The sequence below is a fragment of the Streptomyces kryoterrae genome, assembly GCF_054072135.1.
The window spans coordinates 9,564,634-9,582,820 of record NZ_CM133358.1 but is presented as its reverse complement, the minus strand read 5'-3'; the positions used below and the strand labels follow the sequence as shown (position 1 = coordinate 9,582,820).

Here is an 18,187-nt window from a genome sequence, read left to right as displayed (position 1 = left end):
ACTAACTCGCAGCGACGCCACGGGCCAGCACCTCCCCGTCCTCCGGACGCCAGTCACGCCGTACGCCCCACCACTCGACCGGTATCTCCGGCTCGGCCGCCGGGGCCTGTCGGACGCTCGCCCATGTGCGTAGTGCCACTGCCACGACGACGGCACCGCCGAGGAAGGTCCAGCCGTTGATGATGTCGCCGAGGCGCAGCAGCCAGGCCGTGGCCAGCCAGGCGACGAGTGCCGTGAGGGCGATGCGGTCGCGGCCGAGCGGCTCCCACTGGCGCCGGAAGTGGGCCGAGACGCCGTCGGGGCTCTTGCCGAGGCCCATGCCCGCGAGAGCCGGCAGCAGGGCGACCGGGTTCTGCAGCGAGGGCGCCACGGCGATCAGGGCGTTGGTCGGTCCGATGAGCGCCGTACCGGTGAACAGGCCGTTGCCGACCGCGCCGAGTCCGCCGATCACCGCGACCAGGAAGATCGGCAGCCCGGCCACCAGGTTGAACTGGTCGGGTGTGATAGCTCGTTGCTGCATTCCGTACAGCGCGCCACCGAGGCCCGCGATCCCCGAGGCCAGTGCGAACACCAGCACCTTGGCGACGAGCAGGTTGCCACCGAGCGTGGCGTAGGCCGCCTCGCTGTCGCGCAGGGCGATCAGCCGCCGCCCGAACCGGCCCCGCCGCAGCGCCGCCACGCCGATCGACGCGAGGGCGAGACAGACCGCGGCGAGCACCATCAACTCCTCCCCGCTGTCCAGTCGTAGCCCGAACAGCGAGGGCCCGGTCACTTCCACCGAGCCCTGGTCGAACAGCGCGACCTCGATCCCGAAGACGTGGAAGGCGGGGAGGGTGAAGATCCAGCGGTCGAGTACGACGGCGAATGCGGCGGTCCCGAGCGCCAGGTACACGCCGGACAGCCGCAGCGCCGGGAGCGCGATCAGCGCCCCGGCGACCGCCGAGACCAGCACCGCCAGGCCCAGCGCCCACAGTTCTCCATGGGCACCGAAGTGCGCCCAGACGACCGCGCCGACCCCGGCCATGCTCAGCTGGCACAGGGAGATCTGGCCCGCGTAACCGGTCAGGGGGACGTACGAGAGGGCCACCACGCCGAGCGAGAAGACCGGTCCGTAGGTGATGAGGTCTGCCTCGCCGAGCATCGATGCCAGCACGATGCCGAACGCGACGGTCGCCGCCGCGAAGACCAGCGTGCCGCGTGCCGTGGGCACCGGGACCGGGGCCAGCCGCCGGTCGCGTCCGCGCAGCCGCCGGTGCGGGAACACAAGGAGAGCGATGAACAGGAGCAGGGCGGGGGCGGCGAGGCGCAGGCCGGGCAGGTAGTCGTTCTGCGGCAGGTAGCCGGTCAGATAGCTCTCCGTGCAGCCGATGACGACGGCGCCGATGAAGGTGAGCGGCACACTGCGCAGTCGGCCGAAGACCGCGGCGGTATAGGCGCTGACGATCAGGAGGGAGAGCTGCGCCGCGTCGAGGGTGACGCTCGGTGCGATCAATATGCCACCGAGCGCGGCGAGTTGGGTGCCCATGATCCAGGCGGCCTTGTTGGCCCGTACGGGATCGGCGCCGGTGAGTCCGACGAGTGCGCGATCGTCGACGGTGGCGCGCATCTCCGCGCCGGCGCGAGTGCGGTAGAGCAGGACGCGCAGTCCGGCGGCGACCGCGAGGGCCACGCCCATGGTGATGGCCTGGTGCCAGGTGACGGCGGCCGGGCCGATGTGGAAGGGGGCCCGGTCGGCGAAGAAGGCGGGCAGCGGCCGGGCCACGTTCGGGTCCCAGATCCAGCGGGCCACCCCGATGAGTCCGCTGAGCAGCGCGACCGTCATCACCAGCCGTTCCGCTTCGCCGAGCGCCTGCACGGGTCGCAGGATGAACCGTTCGACGAGGAGTCCGAACGCCGGAGCGAGCAGAAGCAGTACGACGGCCACTGCGACCGGAACCGGCCAGCCCCAGCCGACGGTGAGCTGCCAGTAGGTGAACGCCGAGAGCATGCCCGCGGCGCCGTGCGCGAAGTTGAACACGCCGGTGGTGGTGTAGGTGAGCACGAGGCCGCTGCCGATGACCGCGTAGATCGCGGCGGTGCTGAGGCCGACGATGCCGAAGGTGAGGAACTGGTCCATGACGCGCCGTCACTCGATGTCGGGGTCGGCCGACCGAGTGATCCCCTCTCTGAGGGTGGAAACTAGCTTCTCAGTGGGAGAGAATCAAGCATTCGAACAAGGCTGGGAGAAACGATGACCGGACAGCGCAGGGGAACCGCGATCGCCATGACCGAGCCGGAGCGGGACGCGTTTCTGCGTACGCAGCCCGTGTGCCGGGTGGCGACTGTCGGGGCGGGTGGCGACCCCCATGTCAGCGCCCTGTGGTTCGTGTGGGACGGGACGTCCCTGTGGCTCAACTCCCTGGTCCGCAGTCGGCGCTGGACCGACCTGGACCGCGATCCGCGGACCGCCGTGATCGTCGACGACGGGAGCTCCGACTTCATGCAACTGCGCGGCGTGGAGCTTCGGGGCCGCGTGGAGGTGGTCGGCGAGACGCCTCGGAAAGGAGCGCCCGTGGAGGAACTCCGGGAGCCTGAAAGGCTGTTCGCGGACAAGTACGCGGACGGCCGGGACTTCCCGTACGACGGGCGGCACGCCTGGCTACGGGTGACAGCGGAGAAGGTGGTGAGCTGGGACTTCGCCAAACTGCGGCAGGACCGTTGACGCCTCCATGACCTCCGTGAGAACCTTCCGCTCTCTTTTAGAGAATGGAATTCTCAGTGTCCACTGACGACCTGATGGAGATCCAGCAACTGCTGGCCCGGTACGCGGTGTACATCACCCAGGGCAAACTGGACGGCGTGCTCGCGGTCTTCACTCCCGACGGGACCTACAGCGCCTTCGGTGACACCTACGTCCTCGACGAGTTCCCGGCGCTGGTCGCGGCGGCCCCCAAGGGACTGTTCCTCACCGCGACGGCCGTCGTCGAGCCGGGCGCGGACGAGGACTCCGCGTCCGGCACCCAGCCCCTGTGCTTCGTCGACCACACCACCCACGACCTGCGCATCGGCTACTACAACGACACCTACGTGCGGACAGCCGACGGCTGGCGGCTGCGCACCCGCGCCATGACGTTCATCCGCCGCAGCGGCGCGCACGACTCGGGCCGCCCGCACGCCTACCAGCGTCCGGGGACATGAACGTCACCGGGTTCCGCACGGACCTGCGGCGCTGGCTCGACGCCAACGACCTCTCCCCCGGCCCCGACGACTCGCTCGACGCGCAGGTCGCACAGCTCGCCCGGGTCCGGCGCGCGCTGTACGGGGCGGGGTGGATGCGGTACGGATGGCCCGCCGAGGTGAGGGGGCTCGGCGGGCCCGCCGTACTGCGCGCGGTGCTCGGCGAAGAGGTCGCGACCCGGGGCCTGGCCGAGCCCGGGATCTACTCCATGGTCGAGGTGCTGGCCCCGACGATGATCTCGTACGCGCGTCCGGAGCAGGCCGCCGAGATGGTCCCGCTGCTGCTCGGCGGCCGGGAACAGTGGTGCCAGGGTTTCTCCGAACCGGGCTCCGGCAGCGACCTGGCCTCGCTCACCACCAGGGCCGTCCCCCGGGGCGACGACTGGGTGGTGACGGGCCAGAAGGTGTGGACGAGCCTCGCCCAGTACTCCGCCCGCTGCGTCCTGCTCACGCGCACGGCCCCTGGCCATACGGGCATCACCGCGTTCTTCGTCGACATGGACGCCCCCGGGATCACTGTCCGGCCGCTGCGCACGATGCACGGGGTGGACGAGTTCGCGGAGGTGTTCTTCGACGACGTGGTCGTCCCCGGCGACCGGATGCTGGGCCGCCCCGGCGACGGCTGGCAGTTGGCGATGGACCTGCTTCCGCACGAACGCTCCACGTGCTTCTGGCACCGGATCGCCCATCTCTACACCCGACTTGATCGCCTGCTGGTACAGGCGCCCGCACCCGACTCCGCCCAGGACGACGACGCCCTCGGCGCCGCCTATCTCGCCCTCCACACGGCCCGCTGCCGCTCCCACGCGACGCAGCGGCGCCTGGCGGACGGGGAGCACCTGGGCCCGGAGACCTCGGTCGACAAGGTCCTGCTGGCCACGGCGGAGCAACAACTCTTCGACACCGTACGGGACTTGCTGCCCGGCGTGCTGGAGCTGACGGAGACGGCCTGGCGGTCGGAGTACCTGTACTCGCGCGCGGCGACCATCTACGGCGGTACCGCCGAGATCCAGCGGAACATCATCGCCCGCCGGCTGCTGAAGCTCGGGAGGGAGTAGCCATGGACGCCGCCGAACGGGACCTGCTCGCCGGGACGCTCCGCAAGACGATGACGACGGCCACGGGTCCGGCGCTCGACGCCGCGCTGACCGACCTCGGGTGGGCCGATCTACTGACGGAGGTGCCCGAGGTCGCGGTCCCGCTCACATTCCGGCTGCTCGGGGAGACCGGCGCCCACGCCCCGCTCCTCAACGACGTGGTGCTGCACGCGGCCGGCCGCACCCTCGGGGGCGCCTTGCCGCTGCCGTACACGGGCGGCTCGTGGGTGGTGTGGGAGCGGGGTGGGAGCAGGACTCTGGGTGTCTGTCTTGACGGTGAACTGCCCCTACGGGCCAGCTCTGTTGGGGAACCGGCTCCGCTCGGGGCGGGTCGGCGGGCGCTCGGCTGGTGGCTGCTGGGCACCGGGCGGGCGATGCTAGCTCTGGCCCGGTCGCATGTGCTGGACCGCACCCAGTTCGGCCGGCCCCTCGCTTCCTTCCAGGCAGTACGGCACCGGCTCGCGGAGACACTCGTCGCTCTCGAAGGGGCCGAGGCGACCCTCGTGGCCGCCGCCGACGATCTCGGCGCACTGCTGGCCAAGGCCTCGGCCGGGAGGGCCGCGCTGACTGCGGCCCGGCACTGTCAGCAGGTGCTGGGCGGGATCGGCTTCACCGCCGAGCATGATCTGCACCGGCATGTCCGACGGGCGCTCGTGCTGGACGGACTGCTGGGCAGCACACGGGAGTTGACGCGGGAGGCAGGGGCGCTCGTACGGGAGGGGCGGTCGACTCCCCGGCTGATCCAGCTCTGACAGTCCCTTTCTCACCTTGGGAGCCCCTGTGACCGATCTCTGGAGTGACCTGCTCGCCTGTCTCGAACTCCAGCCCCGACCAGCCGACGGAGACGCGGAGTTCGAGGGGACCAACCAACGCCTCGGCCATCACCGGCTGTTCGGCGGACAGCTGCTCGCCCAGTTCGTCCGGGCGGCCGCACTGGCCTGCCCGGACAAGTCGGTGAAGTCCGTCCACGCCCTCTTCGCCCGCGCGGGGCGGCCCGACGAGCCCGTCCGGTACGAGGTGTCGCGTCATCACGAGGGCGGAACCTTCGCGACGCTGGGCATCGTCGCCCGCCAGTCCCCCGGCGTCATGGCCACCGCCGCGGTGTCCATGCACGTCGCCGAGGACGGCCCCGAGCATCAAACGCCGTTCCATGTCCCCGCCGTACCCGGTGAGGAGCACTCCATGGACCTGGATCTGCTGCCGTGGGACACCCGGGCCGTCACCGGCCTCGACACCCCCAGGTCCGAGACGCCCGAGTACGAACTCTGGATGCGCACCCCGGCCGTCGCGCCCGGACTGGCCCCGGCCCTCACGGCGTACGCCACCGATCTGAGCCTCATCGGGACCGCGCTGCGCCAGGTCGAAGGGGTCGGCCAGCAGGACGCGAACACGCTGTTCACATCGGCCGTGACGGCGCACACCGTGCGCTTCCACCGGCCCTTGCGGACCGACTCCTGGCTGCTCCTGCGCCAGCACAGCCCTCTTGTGGCGCACGGCCGTTGCTACGGCCGCGGTGACGTCCTCACCGAGGGGGGCTCCCTGGTCGCCTCGTTCGCCCAGGAAGCCCTGCTCCGTTTCAGACGCTGACGTTCAGTCACATCACCTCAAGGCGCCGGTACTTCGATGACTGTGGCCGAGCCCATCCCCCCGCCCGCGCACATGGCGGCGACGCCGATCCCGCCGCCGCGCCGGCGCAGTTCGTGCACGAGGGTGACCAGCATCCGGGCGCCCGTGGCGGCGACCGGGTGGCCGAGCGAGCAGCCGCTGCCGTTGACGTTGACGAGGTCGGCGTCGAGGCAGAGTTGTTTGACGGCGGCCACGGGTACGACGGCGAAGGCCTCGTTGATCTCGTAGAGGTCGACGTCGGAGAGCGAAAGCCCGGCGCGCTTCAGGGCCTTGGGGATCGCGGTCACCGGTGCGAGGCCCATGTCGGCGGGGTCGACACCCACGGACGCCCAGGACCGGACCGTGCCGAGAGCCGGGAGGCCGAGGCGGTCGCTGGCGATGACCAGGGCCGCCGCGCCGTCGTTCGCGCCGCCCGCGTTGCCGGCCGTGATGCTGAATCCCTCGATCTCCGGGTGGAGCGGCTTGAGCGCGGCCAGTCTCTCCGCGCTCGTGTCGCGGCGCGGGTGCTCGTCGACGGAAAACAGACCGTGCGGGGTGTCGATCGGGGCGAGTTCGGCGTCGAAGCGGCCCTCGTCGATGGCGCGTACGGCGTTGCGGTGCGAGCGCAGCGCCCAGTCGTCCATCTCGGCGCGGCTGATGCCTGCCCGGACTGCGGTGTTCCAGCCGACGGTGATCGACATGTCGGTGTTGGGGGCGTCCGGTCGGGCCGGGTGGGTCGGGGACATCCAGGGTTCCCACTCGCCGTCGACCTTCGTCACCGAACGCGGTGAGGTGGAGGCCGAGTTGACGCCGCCCGCGATGACGAGCTCGTCCATTCCGGCGCGGATGCTCGCCGCCGCGCTCTGGACGGCCGCCTGACCGGCCGCGCAGTGCCGGTTGTGGGCAAGCCCGGGCACCCAGGTGAGGCCGGTGGTCACGGCGGCGTGCCGGGCGATGACTCCGCCGCCGTACAGCCCCTCGCCGAGGACGATGTCGTCGATGAGGGACGCGTCCACGCCGTCCGTGGCGGCTGCCGCGGCGACGATGTGGTGGGCGAGGTCGAAGGCCGTGGTGTCGCGCAGCGTGCCCTTGAAGGCGGTGCCGACGGGAGTGCGCAGGGCGGACACGATGACTGCTTCAGGCATGGGGGGTCTCCAGGTCGGCGAGCAGGGTGCGGCGCAGCAGCTTTCCGGTGTCGGACTTGGGCAGTTCGGCGCGGAAGACGACGGTGTCGGGCGTCTTGGCGGAGCGCAGACGTTCCCGGACCCAGGCGCGGATCTCGTCCGGGTCGCCCTCCCCGACGAGCACGGCGACGATCCGCTGCCCCCACTCGGGGTCGGGCAGCCCGAGCACCGCCGCCTCGACGATGCCGGGATGGGTGAGGAGGACGTCCTCGATCTCGGCCGGAGCGATGTTCTCGCCGCCCCGGATGATGGTGTCGTCGGCGCGCCCCTCGATGAACAGATAGCCGTCGGCGTCGAGCCGCCCCCGGTCCCGGGTGGCGAACCAGCCGTCACCGTCCAGCGCGGCACCGCGTCCGCCGTACTCGCCGGAGATCTGCTCCCCGCGCACGAACACCAGCCCGGTGCGGCCGACTTGGACAACCTCGCCGGCCTCCTCGCCGCGGATCTGGATCTCGACGCCGGGCAGCGCGCGCCCCACCGAACCGAGCCGGTCGCGCACCGCCGGTTCGTCGGACGCCAGCGCCTCGCGGTGGTCGTCGGGGCCGAGGACGGCGATCGAGGACGTGGTCTCGGTCAGGCCGTACGCGTTCACGAAACCTGTGTCCGGGAAGGCCCGCAGCGCCCGTTCGACGACGGGTCGCGGGGCGCGGGCGCCGCCGTACGCGAGGCTGCGCAGCGTCGGTGCCTGGGCGGTGGTGCCGTCGGGGACCTCGGCGACGATGCGGGCGAGCATCGTCGGGACGACCAGCGCGTGGGTGACGCGTTCGCGTCGGACCGTCGCCAGCCACTCGGGCGCCCCGAAGGCGGACTGGTACACGATCCGGCGCCCGGAGTAGAGGTTCGTGAGCAGGTTCATCAGACCGGCCACGTGGTACGGGGGCACCGCCACGAGCGTCGCGGCGTCGGGCCCGGCCGAGGCGAACTCCTGGGTGTTGAACACGTAGGCCAGCAGGTGGCGGTGGCGCAGGAGGGCAGCCTTGGGCTCGGCCGTCGTCCCGCTGGTGTAGAGCACGACGGCGACGGCGTCCTGGTCCTGCGGGGCCGGTTCGTCGCCGCCAACCTCACCCGTCTCCCACCCGGCTTCCAGTAGTTCACCGAGGTCGGCGGGGTTCAGTACGAGGGCGCCCGGGTGGCGGTCCAGCATTCGGGTCAACTGGTGTTCGCCGAGGCGGTAGTTGAGGGGGATGAAGGGGACTCCCGCCAGGGCCGCGCCGAACAGGGCCACGGGGTAGGCGAGATGGTTGGCGCCCAGGTAGAGGACGGCCGAACGGCGCCGGAAGCGGTGCGCTGCGGCCCGGGCGCGGTCCAGCAACTCCGAGGCGGTCAGGGAACGGCCGTCCGCCGTCGCCACCACCCGGTCTCCGGCCGAGCTCGCCATCTCCAGCAGCATGGTGATATTCATGAGAATGCTATTCTCATCTGACTAGAGCCCTGCTTGCAAGAGAGGAAAACCTTGATGCAGATCAGTGGCAGCTCGGCAGTCGTCGTCGGTGGGGCGGGGGGCCTGGGCGAGGCCACCGTCCGCCGGCTGCACACGGCCGGGGCGAAGGTGGTCGTCGCCGATCTCGCCGACGAGAAGGGCAAGGCGCTGGAGCAGGAGCTCGGCGTGCGCTACGTCCGGACGGACGCCACCAGCGAGGACGATGTCCTGGCGGCGCTGGCCGAGGCGGAGTCGGCGGGCCCGCTGCGGATCTCGGTGGACTGCCACGGCGGCCCGGCGAGCGGCGGTCGGCTGATCGGCAAGGACGGCACTCCGATCGGCCTCGATGGCTTCAGGACGACCATCGAGGTCTATCTGACCGGAGTCTTCAACGTGCTGCGCCTGGCCGCCGCCGCCATCGCCAGGCAGGAGCCGCACGAGGACGGAGGCCGAGGAGTCATCGTCAACACCGCTTCGATCGCGGCGTACGAGGGCCAGATCGGCCAACTCCCCTACGCGGCGGCCAAGGGCGGGGTCGTGAGCATGACGCTGGTGGCCGCCCGTGACCTGTCCCCGCTCGGCATCCGGGTCGTCACCATCGCCCCGGGGACCTTCCTCACTCCGGCCTACGGCAAGGCGGGTGACCAGTTGGAGGCCTACTGGGGTCCCCAGGTTCCGCATCCCCGGCGGATGGGCCGCTCCCCCGAGTACGCGGGGCTCGTCGAGCACATCTGCGAGAACGGCTATCTCAACGGCGAGGTCATCCGCCTCGACGGAGCGCTCAGGTTCCCGCCCAAGTGAGCGACGTCAGTGGGTCGTTGAAGGGGAGGGTCGCGTTCGTCGCCGGGGCCAGCCGGGGCATCGGACGGGCGGTCGCCGTGGCGCTGGCGGAGGCGGGGGCGTCGGTGGCGGTGGCCGCGCGGTCCGAGGAGACGGGCCGGCTGCCGGGGACGATCCACTCGGTCGCCGACGGGATCACGAAGGCGGGCGGCCGGGCGCTCGCGGTGCCCTGCGACGTCAGCAGCGAGCAGTCGGTGGAGGCGGCCGTGGCGGCGACCGTCGCCGAGTTCGGCGGCATCGACATCCTGATCGCCAACGCCGGGGTGCTGTGGCTCGGCCCCGTCGAGTCCACGCCGCTCAAACGCTGGCAGCTGTGCCTGGACGTGAATCTGACGGGGGTCTTCCTCGTCACCAAGGCCGTGATCCCGTACGTCCGGGAGCGCGGCGGAGGCTCGCTGGTGGCCGTGACGACCAGCGGGGTCGGGATGACCGACCGGGGTGCCAACGCGTACTGGGTGTCCAAGGCGGCCGTCGAGCGGCTCTACCTCGGGCTCGCCACCGACCTGCGGGCCGACAACATCGCCGTCAACTGCCTGGCCCCGTCCCGGATCGTCCTGACGGAGGGGTGGCAGGCGGCGGGTGGTGGCCGCGAGATCCCGCCGGAGATGGTGGAGCCGCCGGAGGCGATGGGCCGGGCCGCGGTACGGCTGGCCGGGCAGGACGCGGGCGGGATCACGGGGACCGTGCAGCGCTCGGAGCCGGTCGGTTGAGGAGGGGATCCAGATACCCGAAAGCGAATGCCGACTGCCGCACAGACAGCATGTGTTGGCATCCGGATTTCAGGGATGTGTCCTACCGCCCAGCCCGTCCCCGTACCGCCGCACAAGCGCCGCCGTCGATCAGAAGGTCGACGCCCGTGATGAAGCTCGCCTCGGCCGAGAGCAGGAAGGCGACCCCGGCTGCGACCTCCTCGGCGTGTCCCGGGCGGCCGGTCGCGGACCGGCGTACGAGCGCGTCCATGGTCGGCTGGTTCGCGGCTTCCTGCCTGCCCTGCGGGGTGTCGATGACTCCGGGCGACACCGAGCAGATACGGGCGCCGAGCGGTCCGAGCCGGAGCGCCTCACGCCGTACGAGACGGTGGACCCCGTGCTTGGCCCAGGCGTAGGCGGCGCCGCTGTCCTCGACGCCCGGTCCCAGCGCGTCGTGGAGCCGGTTGAGGAAGGCGTCGTCGAGCGGGTCGTCCAGGACGGCTGCGACGGCCGGGGCGGCTTCGAGGTTGCCGAGCAGCGGGGCCATCGAGGCGAAGCACACCAGCGCCGTGCCGTCCGTGGCGAGGGGGCGCAGAGCCTCGGCGAGCCGCGCGGTGCCCACCAGGTCGACCGCGAAGATCGTCCGCCAGTCGGCCATCATGGGCGAGATTCCGGCGGCGTGGGCCACGGCGCGCAGGGTCCCCCGTTCGGCGGAGCGCGCGGCGAGCCGGGCCAGGCCGACCCGGTCGGTGATGTCGAGGACGAACGGCTCGACGGCCGCGCCCCCTCCGGCAGCTGCCAGTTCCTTCGCCGCCGCCGTCACGGTCGCCTCGTCCCGGTCGACGAGCAGCAGCGTGTCCACCGTGTCGACCAGCCGTCGTGCGCACGCCAGCCCCATTCCGCGCCCGGCGCCCGTGGCGATACCTACGGTGGTCATACCCTGTCCCCTCCGTCGGCCCAGAACTTCTCCAGCATCGGCTGTGCCGCCCGGTCGACGAGTTCGACGAGCACACCGTCGGAGCCGCGCAGGAAGGCGAAGGCGGACCCGGCGGAGCCGATGCGGGAGGCCTCGACCGTGTATCCGAGGTCGGTGAGGCCGGCGCAGTCCGCGCCGACGTCGTCGGACCAGTAGCCGACGTGGTGGACGCCCCCGCCGGGCCCCGCTTCCCAGAGGGTGCCGGGGATGCTCCGCAGGATCTCCAGGCGGGGTGCGGTCCGCGAGTACACGCAGCTGAGCCGTACCTCAGCCTCGCCGGTCTGCAGCGTCACGGTCAGCGGGCCGGTGATCTCCGCGCACCACTCGTAACCGAACGCCGCCGACAGACCGGCCAGGGTCCCCTCGAAGTCCTGGGCGACGATGCCGAGGTGGAACTGGTCCTCGCCCCTCATGACTCGACCACCTCACTCTCACCGGAACCGTGCGGGGCAGGACGGTTGTGCTCGCCCAGCCGGGGCGGCGGCCGGTAGTCGGGCTCGTGGCCGGCGATCCGTACCGGGCTGCGGACCAGCCGGTAGTCACCCGCCGTCACCACTGCCTGAGGTGTGGCTGCGAGTGCCTCCGGCAGCGTGCGTACGGCGGCGGCCGGTACGCCCAGGGGCCGCAACCGGGCTTCCCAGGCAACGGCGGTGTCGCCCGCCAGGGCCGCCGTGACCGCCTCCAGGACCTCTCCCCGCCGGGCCGCCCGCTCGGACATGGTCGGAAAACCCCCGACGCCCGCCTCGGCCGCGAACGACTTCCAGAAGCCGTCGTGGGTGATGAACAGCGCCAAGTGACCCTCGGCGGTGGGGAAGAGCTGCGCCGGTACGTAGTAGGAGTGCGCGCCGAGCGGCAGGCGCCGTGGCTCGGTGCCCTCGTTGAGGTAGGCGGAGGCACGGTAGTTGAGCTGGGACAGCATCACGTCCCGCAGGCAGACGTCGACTTGGCCGCCACGGCCCGAGACGATCTGCGCGAGCAGGCCCAACGCCGCTGTGAGGCCGGTCGAGTTGTCGGCGGCGGAGTAGCCGGGCAGTGTCGGCGGGCCGTCGGGATCGCCGGTGAGCGCGGCGACTCCGGTGGCGGCCTGGACGACGTAGTCGAAGGCGGGTTCGTCGCCCGTGGTCAGCCCGAAGCCGGTCAGCGCGACACACACGATCCGCTCGTTCCACTTCCGCAGCGCCTCGTAGGTGAGCCCCAGCCGATGGATGGCCGAGGGCTTGAGGTTGACGAGCAACGCGTGGGCGTCGGCAGCGAGTTCGCCGAGTCGGTCCTGGCCCTCCACGGTCGTCAGGTCCAGGCGGACGCTGCGCTTGCCCCGGTTGAGGCTGGCGAAGTAGGCGTCGCTCACCTGCCGCGAGATGTCCCCGCCCGGCGGCTCGATCTTCGTGACCTCGGCGCCCAGGTCCGCGAGCATCATCGTGGCGTAGGGGCCCGCCAGCATGTGGCCGACCTCCAGGACCCGGATGCCCGCCAGTGGCCCGGCCGTCGGCCCGGGGTTCATCGCACTTCCGCCGCGAGGGCGGCCAGCATGTCCCGCGTACGGCGTTTGGAGGCGACCAGTTCTTCCCTGCCCTCGCCGATCGGCAGCAGCCGTACCGACAGGTCGGTGACTCCGGCGTCGGCGAAGCGGCGGAACCGGGCCAGGATGGCCGTCTCGTCGCCGGCCGCGCACAGGTCTCCGATGCCGCGGGCGTCGCCGTAGTCCAGCAGTCGCTGGTAGTTGGGCGAGATCTCGGCCTCCCCGAGGATGCGGCTGGCGCGTTCGCGAGCCGCGTCGACCTCTGTCGGGCGGCACAGACAGACCGGGATGCCCGCGACGACCCTGGGTGCCGGGCGGCCCGCGCCTGAGGCCGCCTTGGTGATGCGCGGGACGACGTGGTCGGCGACCGCGCGTTCGTCGGCCATCCAGAGGACGGTTCCGTCTGCGCGCTCCCCCGCGAGGGCCAGCATGACCGGGCCGAGCGCGGCGATCAGGACGGGCAGCGGGCCGACCGGGCCGAGGTCGAGCGGGTTGTGCACGGTGAAGGTGGCGTTCTCGACGTCGACCGGGCCGGGGCCGCGCAGGGCCGCGTCCAGGACGTCGAGGCAGTCGCGGGTGAACGCGGCCGGCCGCTCGTAGGGCAGCCCGAGCATGTCCCGGACGATCCAGTGGTGCGAGGGCCCGACGCCCAGCGCCAGCCGTCCCCCGGTCGCCGCCTGCGCGGACAGTGCCTGCCGGGCGAGGGCGATCGGATGCTGGGCCTGGAGCGGTACGACCGCCGTCCCGATCTCGATCCGCCCGGTCCGCGCGCCCATCAGCGCGACGGCCGTCAACGCGTCGAAGTCCGTGGGTATCTGGGGCACCCACGCGGCGTCGAGGCCCGCCTGCTCGGCCCACGTCACGTCGTCGATCATCCGCGCGACCTTGCGCGCGGAGTCCCCACGCTCCGGCCCGATCATCACACCGACCCGCACTGTGCCTCCAGATGTCCGACAGGATTCCGAGCTGACTTTGAGCTGAGTTCGAGCTGAGAGCTGTGGTCGAGCAGGTCCTACGAGCCCGTGGCCGAACTCCCCGCGCTCCCCGTCAGCGCCCGCATCTCCGCCACGAGCACGTCGAGCGGCGTGCCGGTCGGGAAGACCGCCGCCGCGCCCGCCGCCCGCATCCGGGGTACGTCGGCCGGCGGGATGGTGCCGCCCACGACGACGGCGATGTCGTCGGCCCCGGCGGCCCGCAGCGCCTCGACCACCTTGGTGGTCAGGGCGAGATGCGCGCCGGAGAGGATGCTGAGCCCGACCACGGCCACGTCCTCCTGGACGGCGGTCGCCACGATGGTGTCGACGCGCTGGCGGATGCCGGTGAACACGACCTCGAAGCCGGCGTCGCGCAGTGTCCGCGCGACGATCTTGGCCCCCCGGTCGTGACCGTCCAGGCCGGGCTTGGCTACCAGGATCCGGGTGGCGGCGGCCATCAGAACACCACCGGCTGCTGGAACTCGCCCCAGACCGCCTTCAGCGCGGCGACCATCTCCCCCACCGTGCAGTAGGCGTTGGCGCAGTCGATCAGTACGGGCATCAGGTTCTCCGTCCCGTCCGCCGCGCGCGCCAGCCGGAACAGCTGCTCCCGTACAAGGGCGGCGTCTCGCGTGGCCTTCACGTCGGCGAGGCGTTTCAGCTGCCGGTCGCGGCCCTCCGCGTCCAGTTCGTACGTCGCCAGATCCGGCGGCGGCTCATCCGAGACGAACCGGTTGACGCCGACGACCGGGCGCGTGCCGGCCTCGACGTCCAGGTGCAGCTGGTAGGCCTCGTCGGCGATGAGTCCTTGCAGGTAGCCGTCCTCGATGGCACGGACCATGCCCCCGTACCGCTCCAGGTCGTCCATGATCTCGACGATCCGTGCCTCGGTCGTGTCGGTGAGCGCCTCGACGAAGTACGAGCCGCCGAGCGGGTCCGCGACCCGGGTCACGCCGGTCTCGTGGGCGAGGATCTGCTGGGTGCGCAGGGCCAGGGTCGCCGATTCCTCGCTGGGCAGCGCGAACGGTTCGTCCCAGGCGGCCGTGAACATCGACTGGACGCCGCCGAGTACGGAGGCCAGCGCCTCGTACGCCACCCGGACGGTGTTGTTCTGCGCCTGGGGCGCGTAGAGGGAGGCCCCGCCGGCCACGCAACCGAAGCGGAACATCGACGCCTTGTCGGTCGTGGCACCGTACCGCTCCCGGACGATGGTTGCCCAACGCCTGCGTCCAGCACGGTACTTGGCGATCTCCTCGAAGAAATCGCCGTGGGTGTAGAAGAAGAAGGAGATCTGCGGGGCGAACTGATCGACCGTCATCCGACCGCGTTCCAGCACCGTGTCGACGTACGTCATCCCGTCGGCGAGTGTGAACGCCATCTCCTGCACGGCGTTGGCGCCCGCGTCGCGAAAGTGCGAGCCGGCCACCGAGATCGCGTTGAACCTGGGCACCTCGGCGGCGCAGAACTCGATGGTGTCGGCGATCAGCCGCAGGGACGGCTGGGCGGGCCAGATCCACGTCCCCCTGGACGCGTACTCCTTGAGGATGTCGTTCTGGATCGTGCCGGTGAGTTTCGCGCGCGGCACGCCCCCCCGTTCGGCGGCGGCGACGTAGAAGGCGAGGAGGATCGCCGCGGTGCCGTTGATGGTGAAGCTGGTGCTGATCCTGTCGAGGGGGATGTCCTCGAAGAGGATCTCGGCGTCGGCGAGGGTGTCGAGGGCGACGCCGACGCGGCCGACCTCCTCGGTCACCTCGGGGTCGTCGGAGTCGTAGCCGCACTGCGTGGGCAGGTCCAGGGCGACCGACAGGCCCGTGCCGCCCTGGTCGAGCAGATAGCGGTAGCGGCGGTTGGACTCCTCGGCCGTGCCGAAGCCCGAGTACTGGCGCAGTGTCCACAGCCGTCCCCGGTAGCCGGTCGCGTAGTTGCCGCGTGTGAAGGGGTAGTTGCCGGGCTCGGGCGGGTCGGCACCCCGGTCGGCGGGTCCGTAGACCGCCTGGAGCGGGATGCCTGAAGCGGTCTCGTCCGGTCGCGTCATCTCAGCTGGTCCTTCATCACCTTGCCGGTGGCGTTCAACGGCAGTTCTTCGAGGAACTCCACGAACCGGGGTGCCTTGAACCCGGCCATCCGTTCACGGCTCCAGGCGATCAGCTCGTCCGCCGAGGCGGGTGCGCTACGGACGACGAACGCCTTGCCGACCTGTCCGAGCCGCTCGTCCGGTACGCCGATCACGGCGGCCTGCGCGACGGCCGGGTGTTCGAGGAGGAAGCCCTCGATCTCCGCCGGGTAGGCGTTGAAGCCGCCCACGATGAACATGTCCTTCTTACGGCCGACGATCCTCAGGTGCCCCCGGTCGTCGAGGGTGCCGAGGTCTCCGGTGTGCAGCCAGCCGTCCGCGTCGATCGCCTCGGCGGTGGCGGCGGGATCGTCGAGGTAGCCGCGCATGACGCTGTAGCCGCGGATCAGGACCTCGCCGTCGTCCGCGACGCTCACCTCGACGCCCTCGCAGGGGGTGCCGACCGTCGTCGCGATGTCCTCGAAGGAGTCACCGGGGCGGGAGGCGGTGGCCGTGCCCGCCTCCGTCAGGCCGTACCCGGTCATGATGTGCTGGAAGGGCAGGTCGCTGATGATCCGGCGGATCAGCTCGACGGGGATGTCGGCGGAGCCGGTCACCGCCACCCGCAGGGAGGACAGGTCGTGCCGGTCCCCCGCCGCCAGGAGCGAGTGGTAGAGCGTGGGCGGGCCGGGCAGGACCGTCACCTTCTCGCGCTCCACCAGATCGAGGACGCGGTCCACGTCGAAGACGGGCACGGGCAGGATGGTCGCGCCCCGGATCAGGGAGGCGATCAGGCCCGCCTTGTAGCCGAAGATGTGGAAGAACGGGTTGACGATCAGATAGCGGTCGCCCTCACGCAAGGTGGCCAGGTCGCACCACTCCCCGTACAGGCGGAGCGTCTGCGCGTGGGTCATCAGGACGCCCTTGGGCCGCCCGGTGGTCCCGGACGTGAACGTGATGTCGCTGACGTCGTCGCCGCTCACCGCCCGCTCGAACGGCGAACCGCTGGCCAGGAAGCCCGACTTGAGGTCGATCACCGGCACTCCCGGCGGGCCCTCGAAGTCCAGGCCGAGAAAGCCCGCCTCGACCAGGACGAGCTTGGCCCCGCTGCGCCGGACGATGTCGTGGGCCTCGGCCGCCTTGAACCGGGTGTTGACCGGGACGAGTACCCCGCCGGCGGTGAGCAGCCCGAAAACAGCGACGATCCACTCGGCCGAGTTGGGTGCCCAGATCGCGACCCGGTCGCCCCTCTCGATCCCGGCCGCGGCGAAGGCGCCCGCGGCCGTGCGCACCCGGTCGACCAACTCGGTGAAGGTGAGCCTGAGTTCGCCGTCGACGACCGCTTCGGCGTCACCGAATCGGTCGGCTGCGCTCAGCACCATCCGCGGGATGGTCTCCCACTTCATCCCGGGATCAGCCTGGAGAGGTTGCCGCCCATGATCTTGGCCTGGTCCGTGACGCTCAGATGCTGGATGGCCTCGACGTAACTCTGCGGCTGGGCCAGGCCCTCGGGGTGCGGGTAGTCCGAGCCGAACAGCACCCGGTCCACGCCCATCAGGTCGATGAGGTCGCTGAGGTCGTCCTCGTAGAACGGGCTGACGTGGATGCTGTCCTTGACCGCCTGTACCGGGTCGCCCAGGAACTCGTTCGGCATCTTCTTGTAGACGTCCCGGAGTTGGTCGAGCAAGGGCGCCACCCAGGAGGAGCCGTTCTCGATCAGCGCGATCTTCAGCCCCGGGACCCGGAACAGGGCGCCGTGGCACACCCACGCGGCCACCGCGTCCTGGATCGGCCGCCACTCGGACACCGTACGGAAGGCGTTGGGCTTGAACGGGAGCATCTCGTTGGTCCCGCCCTCCCAGTCGCTGGTGTACCGGGCGTAGCCACTGTCCGAAGAGTGCATCGCGACCAGGACGCCGGTCTCGACGGCGCGCTTCCAGAACGGGTCGAACTCGGGCGCCGCGAAGGAGCGCGAGCCGCCGTAGCCGGGCACCGGGGCGGGGCGCACCAGGATCGCCCTGGCGCCGCGCTCGACCGCCCAGTTCAGCTCCGCGATCGCCTTGTCGACGATGGGCAGGGTGATGACCGGTGTGGTGAGAATGCGGTCCTTGTGGTTGAAGCCCCATGTCTCGTGCAGCCACTCGTTGAGCGAGTGGATCACCGCGTGGATCAGTTCGGGATCGTCCCGCATCCGCTCCTCGATGAGGCTGGCGAGCGTCGGGAACATCAGCGTCTTCTGCACTCCGAGCTCGTCCAGCAGCTCCAGCCGGGCCCCGGGTTCACGGAAGGCGGGGATGGAGCGCATCGGCTCGCCGAAGATCTCCCGGCGGCTCTTCCCGTCCGGGTTGCCGAACTTGAAGTAGTCCTCCATCGCCCCGGGGCGGGCGACCACCTCGAAGGTGGGGTTGGGGATGTACTCGCTGATCTGCCCCCGGATCGCGATCTTCGTACGGCCGTTCACCTGCACGTACTGGATCGCGCCTTCGTACTGCTTGGGGAGGTGCCTGGTCAGCGCCTCTTCGGTCTCGTACAGGTGGTTGTCCGCGTCGAAAAGCGGATACGGCAGCTCGCGCGACGGCATTGAGATCCTCCTTCGCAGATTGTGAGAATGATA

18 protein-coding genes are annotated in these 18,187 nt (G+C 71.1%); 7 read left to right on the top strand and 11 right to left on the bottom strand.

The annotated features are described in order from the left end of the window. Position 1: 1 nt before the first annotated feature. Positions 2-2,116: a branched-chain amino acid ABC transporter permease gene (locus ACW4TU_RS42905; protein WP_457422611.1), complete on the bottom strand. Its 2,115-nt coding sequence runs from the start codon at positions 2,114-2,116 to the stop codon at positions 2-4. 114 nt (positions 2,117-2,230) lie between these two features. Between ACW4TU_RS42905 and ACW4TU_RS42900 the strand changes: the two genes are divergently transcribed. From ACW4TU_RS42900 to ACW4TU_RS42880, 5 genes are read left to right on the top strand one after another with little or no spacing between them, the layout of a single operon-like run. Beyond that, positions 2,231-2,701, top strand: coding sequence for a pyridoxamine 5'-phosphate oxidase family protein (locus ACW4TU_RS42900; protein ID WP_457422609.1), 471 nt, complete (start codon positions 2,231-2,233; stop codon positions 2,699-2,701). A gap of 56 nt (positions 2,702-2,757) precedes the next feature. Beyond that, the gene (locus ACW4TU_RS42895; RefSeq protein ID WP_457422607.1) at positions 2,758-3,177 is read left to right on the top strand and encodes a nuclear transport factor 2 family protein; all 420 of its coding nucleotides are present in this window, start codon (positions 2,758-2,760) and stop codon (positions 3,175-3,177) included. Further along, on the top strand, positions 3,174-4,274 hold the full coding sequence (locus ACW4TU_RS42890; protein ID WP_457422605.1) for an acyl-CoA dehydrogenase family protein: 1,101 nt from the start codon (positions 3,174-3,176) through the stop codon (positions 4,272-4,274). Before ACW4TU_RS42895 ends, ACW4TU_RS42890 begins: the two co-directional genes overlap by 4 nt. Positions 4,275-4,276: 2 nt before the next feature. Continuing rightward, the gene (locus ACW4TU_RS42885) at positions 4,277-5,065 is read left to right on the top strand and encodes an acyl-CoA dehydrogenase family protein (RefSeq protein ID WP_457422603.1); all 789 of its coding nucleotides are present in this window, start codon (positions 4,277-4,279) and stop codon (positions 5,063-5,065) included. A gap of 28 nt (positions 5,066-5,093) precedes the next feature. After that, complete coding sequence (locus ACW4TU_RS42880; RefSeq protein WP_457422601.1) at positions 5,094-5,900, top strand: acyl-CoA thioesterase; 807 nt, start codon at positions 5,094-5,096, stop codon at positions 5,898-5,900. 17 nt (positions 5,901-5,917) lie between these two features. Here the strand turns inward: ACW4TU_RS42880 and ACW4TU_RS42875 are convergent, their stop codons facing one another. Then, positions 5,918-7,063 carry a thiolase family protein gene (locus ACW4TU_RS42875; RefSeq protein WP_457422599.1) on the bottom strand — a complete coding sequence of 382 codons (1,146 nt, stop codon included), beginning with the start codon at positions 7,061-7,063 and terminating at the stop codon, positions 5,918-5,920. After that, positions 7,056-8,504 (bottom strand): class I adenylate-forming enzyme family protein, encoded by a 1,449-nt coding sequence (locus ACW4TU_RS42870; protein ID WP_457422597.1) that lies wholly within the window; start codon positions 8,502-8,504, stop codon positions 7,056-7,058. The genes ACW4TU_RS42875 and ACW4TU_RS42870 overlap by 8 nt, the downstream gene beginning before the upstream one ends. A 54-nt stretch (positions 8,505-8,558) precedes the next feature. Between ACW4TU_RS42870 and ACW4TU_RS42865 the strand changes: the two genes are divergently transcribed. Continuing rightward, positions 8,559-9,323 carry an SDR family NAD(P)-dependent oxidoreductase gene (locus ACW4TU_RS42865; RefSeq protein ID WP_457422595.1) on the top strand — a complete coding sequence of 255 codons (765 nt, stop codon included), beginning with the start codon at positions 8,559-8,561 and terminating at the stop codon, positions 9,321-9,323. Further along, positions 9,320-10,072 (top strand): SDR family NAD(P)-dependent oxidoreductase, encoded by a 753-nt coding sequence (locus tag ACW4TU_RS42860; protein ID WP_457422593.1) that lies wholly within the window; start codon positions 9,320-9,322, stop codon positions 10,070-10,072. Before ACW4TU_RS42865 ends, ACW4TU_RS42860 begins: the two co-directional genes overlap by 4 nt. Positions 10,073-10,154: 82 nt before the next feature. Here the strand turns inward: ACW4TU_RS42860 and ACW4TU_RS42855 are convergent, their stop codons facing one another. The 8 genes from ACW4TU_RS42855 to ACW4TU_RS42820 form a co-directional block, all read right to left on the bottom strand. Continuing rightward, complete coding sequence (locus ACW4TU_RS42855) at positions 10,155-10,988, bottom strand: SDR family oxidoreductase (protein ID WP_457422591.1); 834 nt, start codon at positions 10,986-10,988, stop codon at positions 10,155-10,157. Further along, positions 10,985-11,440, bottom strand: coding sequence for a VOC family protein (locus ACW4TU_RS42850; RefSeq protein WP_457422589.1), 456 nt, complete (start codon positions 11,438-11,440; stop codon positions 10,985-10,987). Before ACW4TU_RS42850 ends, ACW4TU_RS42855 begins: the two co-directional genes overlap by 4 nt. Then, complete coding sequence (locus ACW4TU_RS42845; protein ID WP_457422587.1) at positions 11,437-12,528, bottom strand: CaiB/BaiF CoA transferase family protein; 1,092 nt, start codon at positions 12,526-12,528, stop codon at positions 11,437-11,439. The genes ACW4TU_RS42850 and ACW4TU_RS42845 overlap by 4 nt, the downstream gene beginning before the upstream one ends. Then, positions 12,525-13,481 carry a TIGR03564 family F420-dependent LLM class oxidoreductase gene (locus ACW4TU_RS42840; RefSeq protein ID WP_457422585.1) on the bottom strand — a complete coding sequence of 319 codons (957 nt, stop codon included), beginning with the start codon at positions 13,479-13,481 and terminating at the stop codon, positions 12,525-12,527. The genes ACW4TU_RS42845 and ACW4TU_RS42840 overlap by 4 nt, the downstream gene beginning before the upstream one ends. Before the next feature lie 77 nt (positions 13,482-13,558). Continuing rightward, positions 13,559-13,978: a cobalamin B12-binding domain-containing protein gene (locus tag ACW4TU_RS42835; protein WP_457422583.1), complete on the bottom strand. Its 420-nt coding sequence runs from the start codon at positions 13,976-13,978 to the stop codon at positions 13,559-13,561. After that, positions 13,978-15,555 (bottom strand): methylmalonyl-CoA mutase family protein, encoded by a 1,578-nt coding sequence (locus ACW4TU_RS42830; RefSeq protein ID WP_457422581.1) that lies wholly within the window; start codon positions 15,553-15,555, stop codon positions 13,978-13,980. The genes ACW4TU_RS42835 and ACW4TU_RS42830 overlap by 1 nt, the downstream gene beginning before the upstream one ends. Continuing rightward, on the bottom strand, positions 15,552-16,979 hold the full coding sequence (locus tag ACW4TU_RS42825) for a FadD3 family acyl-CoA ligase (RefSeq protein ID WP_457422579.1): 1,428 nt from the start codon (positions 16,977-16,979) through the stop codon (positions 15,552-15,554). Before ACW4TU_RS42825 ends, ACW4TU_RS42830 begins: the two co-directional genes overlap by 4 nt. Then, positions 16,976-18,154, bottom strand: coding sequence for an amidohydrolase family protein (locus tag ACW4TU_RS42820; protein WP_457422577.1), 1,179 nt, complete (start codon positions 18,152-18,154; stop codon positions 16,976-16,978). The genes ACW4TU_RS42825 and ACW4TU_RS42820 overlap by 4 nt, the downstream gene beginning before the upstream one ends. Positions 18,155-18,187 lie beyond the last annotated feature (33 nt).

What these genes read in the sequence shown, in the direction of transcription:
- ACW4TU_RS42905 (WP_457422611.1), bottom strand. Translation starts at nt 2,116, where the DNA reads ATGGACCAGTTCCTCACCTTCGGCATCGTCGGCCTCAGCACCGCCGCG.
- ACW4TU_RS42900 (WP_457422609.1), top strand. Translation starts at nt 2,231, where the DNA reads ATGACCGGACAGCGCAGGGGAACCGCGATCGCCATGACCGAGCCGGAG.
- ACW4TU_RS42890 (WP_457422605.1), top strand. Translation starts at nt 3,174, where the DNA reads ATGAACGTCACCGGGTTCCGCACGGACCTGCGGCGCTGGCTCGACGCC.
- ACW4TU_RS42885 (WP_457422603.1), top strand. Translation starts at nt 4,277, where the DNA reads ATGGACGCCGCCGAACGGGACCTGCTCGCCGGGACGCTCCGCAAGACG.
- ACW4TU_RS42875 (WP_457422599.1), bottom strand. Translation starts at nt 7,063, where the DNA reads ATGCCTGAAGCAGTCATCGTGTCCGCCCTGCGCACTCCCGTCGGCACC.
- ACW4TU_RS42870 (WP_457422597.1), bottom strand. Translation starts at nt 8,504, where the DNA reads ATGAATATCACCATGCTGCTGGAGATGGCGAGCTCGGCCGGAGACCGG.
- ACW4TU_RS42865 (WP_457422595.1), top strand. Translation starts at nt 8,559, where the DNA reads ATGCAGATCAGTGGCAGCTCGGCAGTCGTCGTCGGTGGGGCGGGGGGC.
- ACW4TU_RS42855 (WP_457422591.1), bottom strand. Translation starts at nt 10,988, where the DNA reads ATGACCACCGTAGGTATCGCCACGGGCGCCGGGCGCGGAATGGGGCTG.
- ACW4TU_RS42850 (WP_457422589.1), bottom strand. Translation starts at nt 11,440, where the DNA reads ATGAGGGGCGAGGACCAGTTCCACCTCGGCATCGTCGCCCAGGACTTC.
- ACW4TU_RS42845 (WP_457422587.1), bottom strand. Translation starts at nt 12,528, where the DNA reads ATGAACCCCGGGCCGACGGCCGGGCCACTGGCGGGCATCCGGGTCCTG.
- ACW4TU_RS42835 (WP_457422583.1), bottom strand. Translation starts at nt 13,978, where the DNA reads ATGGCCGCCGCCACCCGGATCCTGGTAGCCAAGCCCGGCCTGGACGGT.
- ACW4TU_RS42830 (WP_457422581.1), bottom strand. Translation starts at nt 15,555, where the DNA reads ATGACGCGACCGGACGAGACCGCTTCAGGCATCCCGCTCCAGGCGGTC.
- ACW4TU_RS42825 (WP_457422579.1), bottom strand. Translation starts at nt 16,979, where the DNA reads ATGAAGTGGGAGACCATCCCGCGGATGGTGCTGAGCGCAGCCGACCGA.
- ACW4TU_RS42820 (WP_457422577.1), bottom strand. Translation starts at nt 18,154, where the DNA reads ATGCCGTCGCGCGAGCTGCCGTATCCGCTTTTCGACGCGGACAACCAC.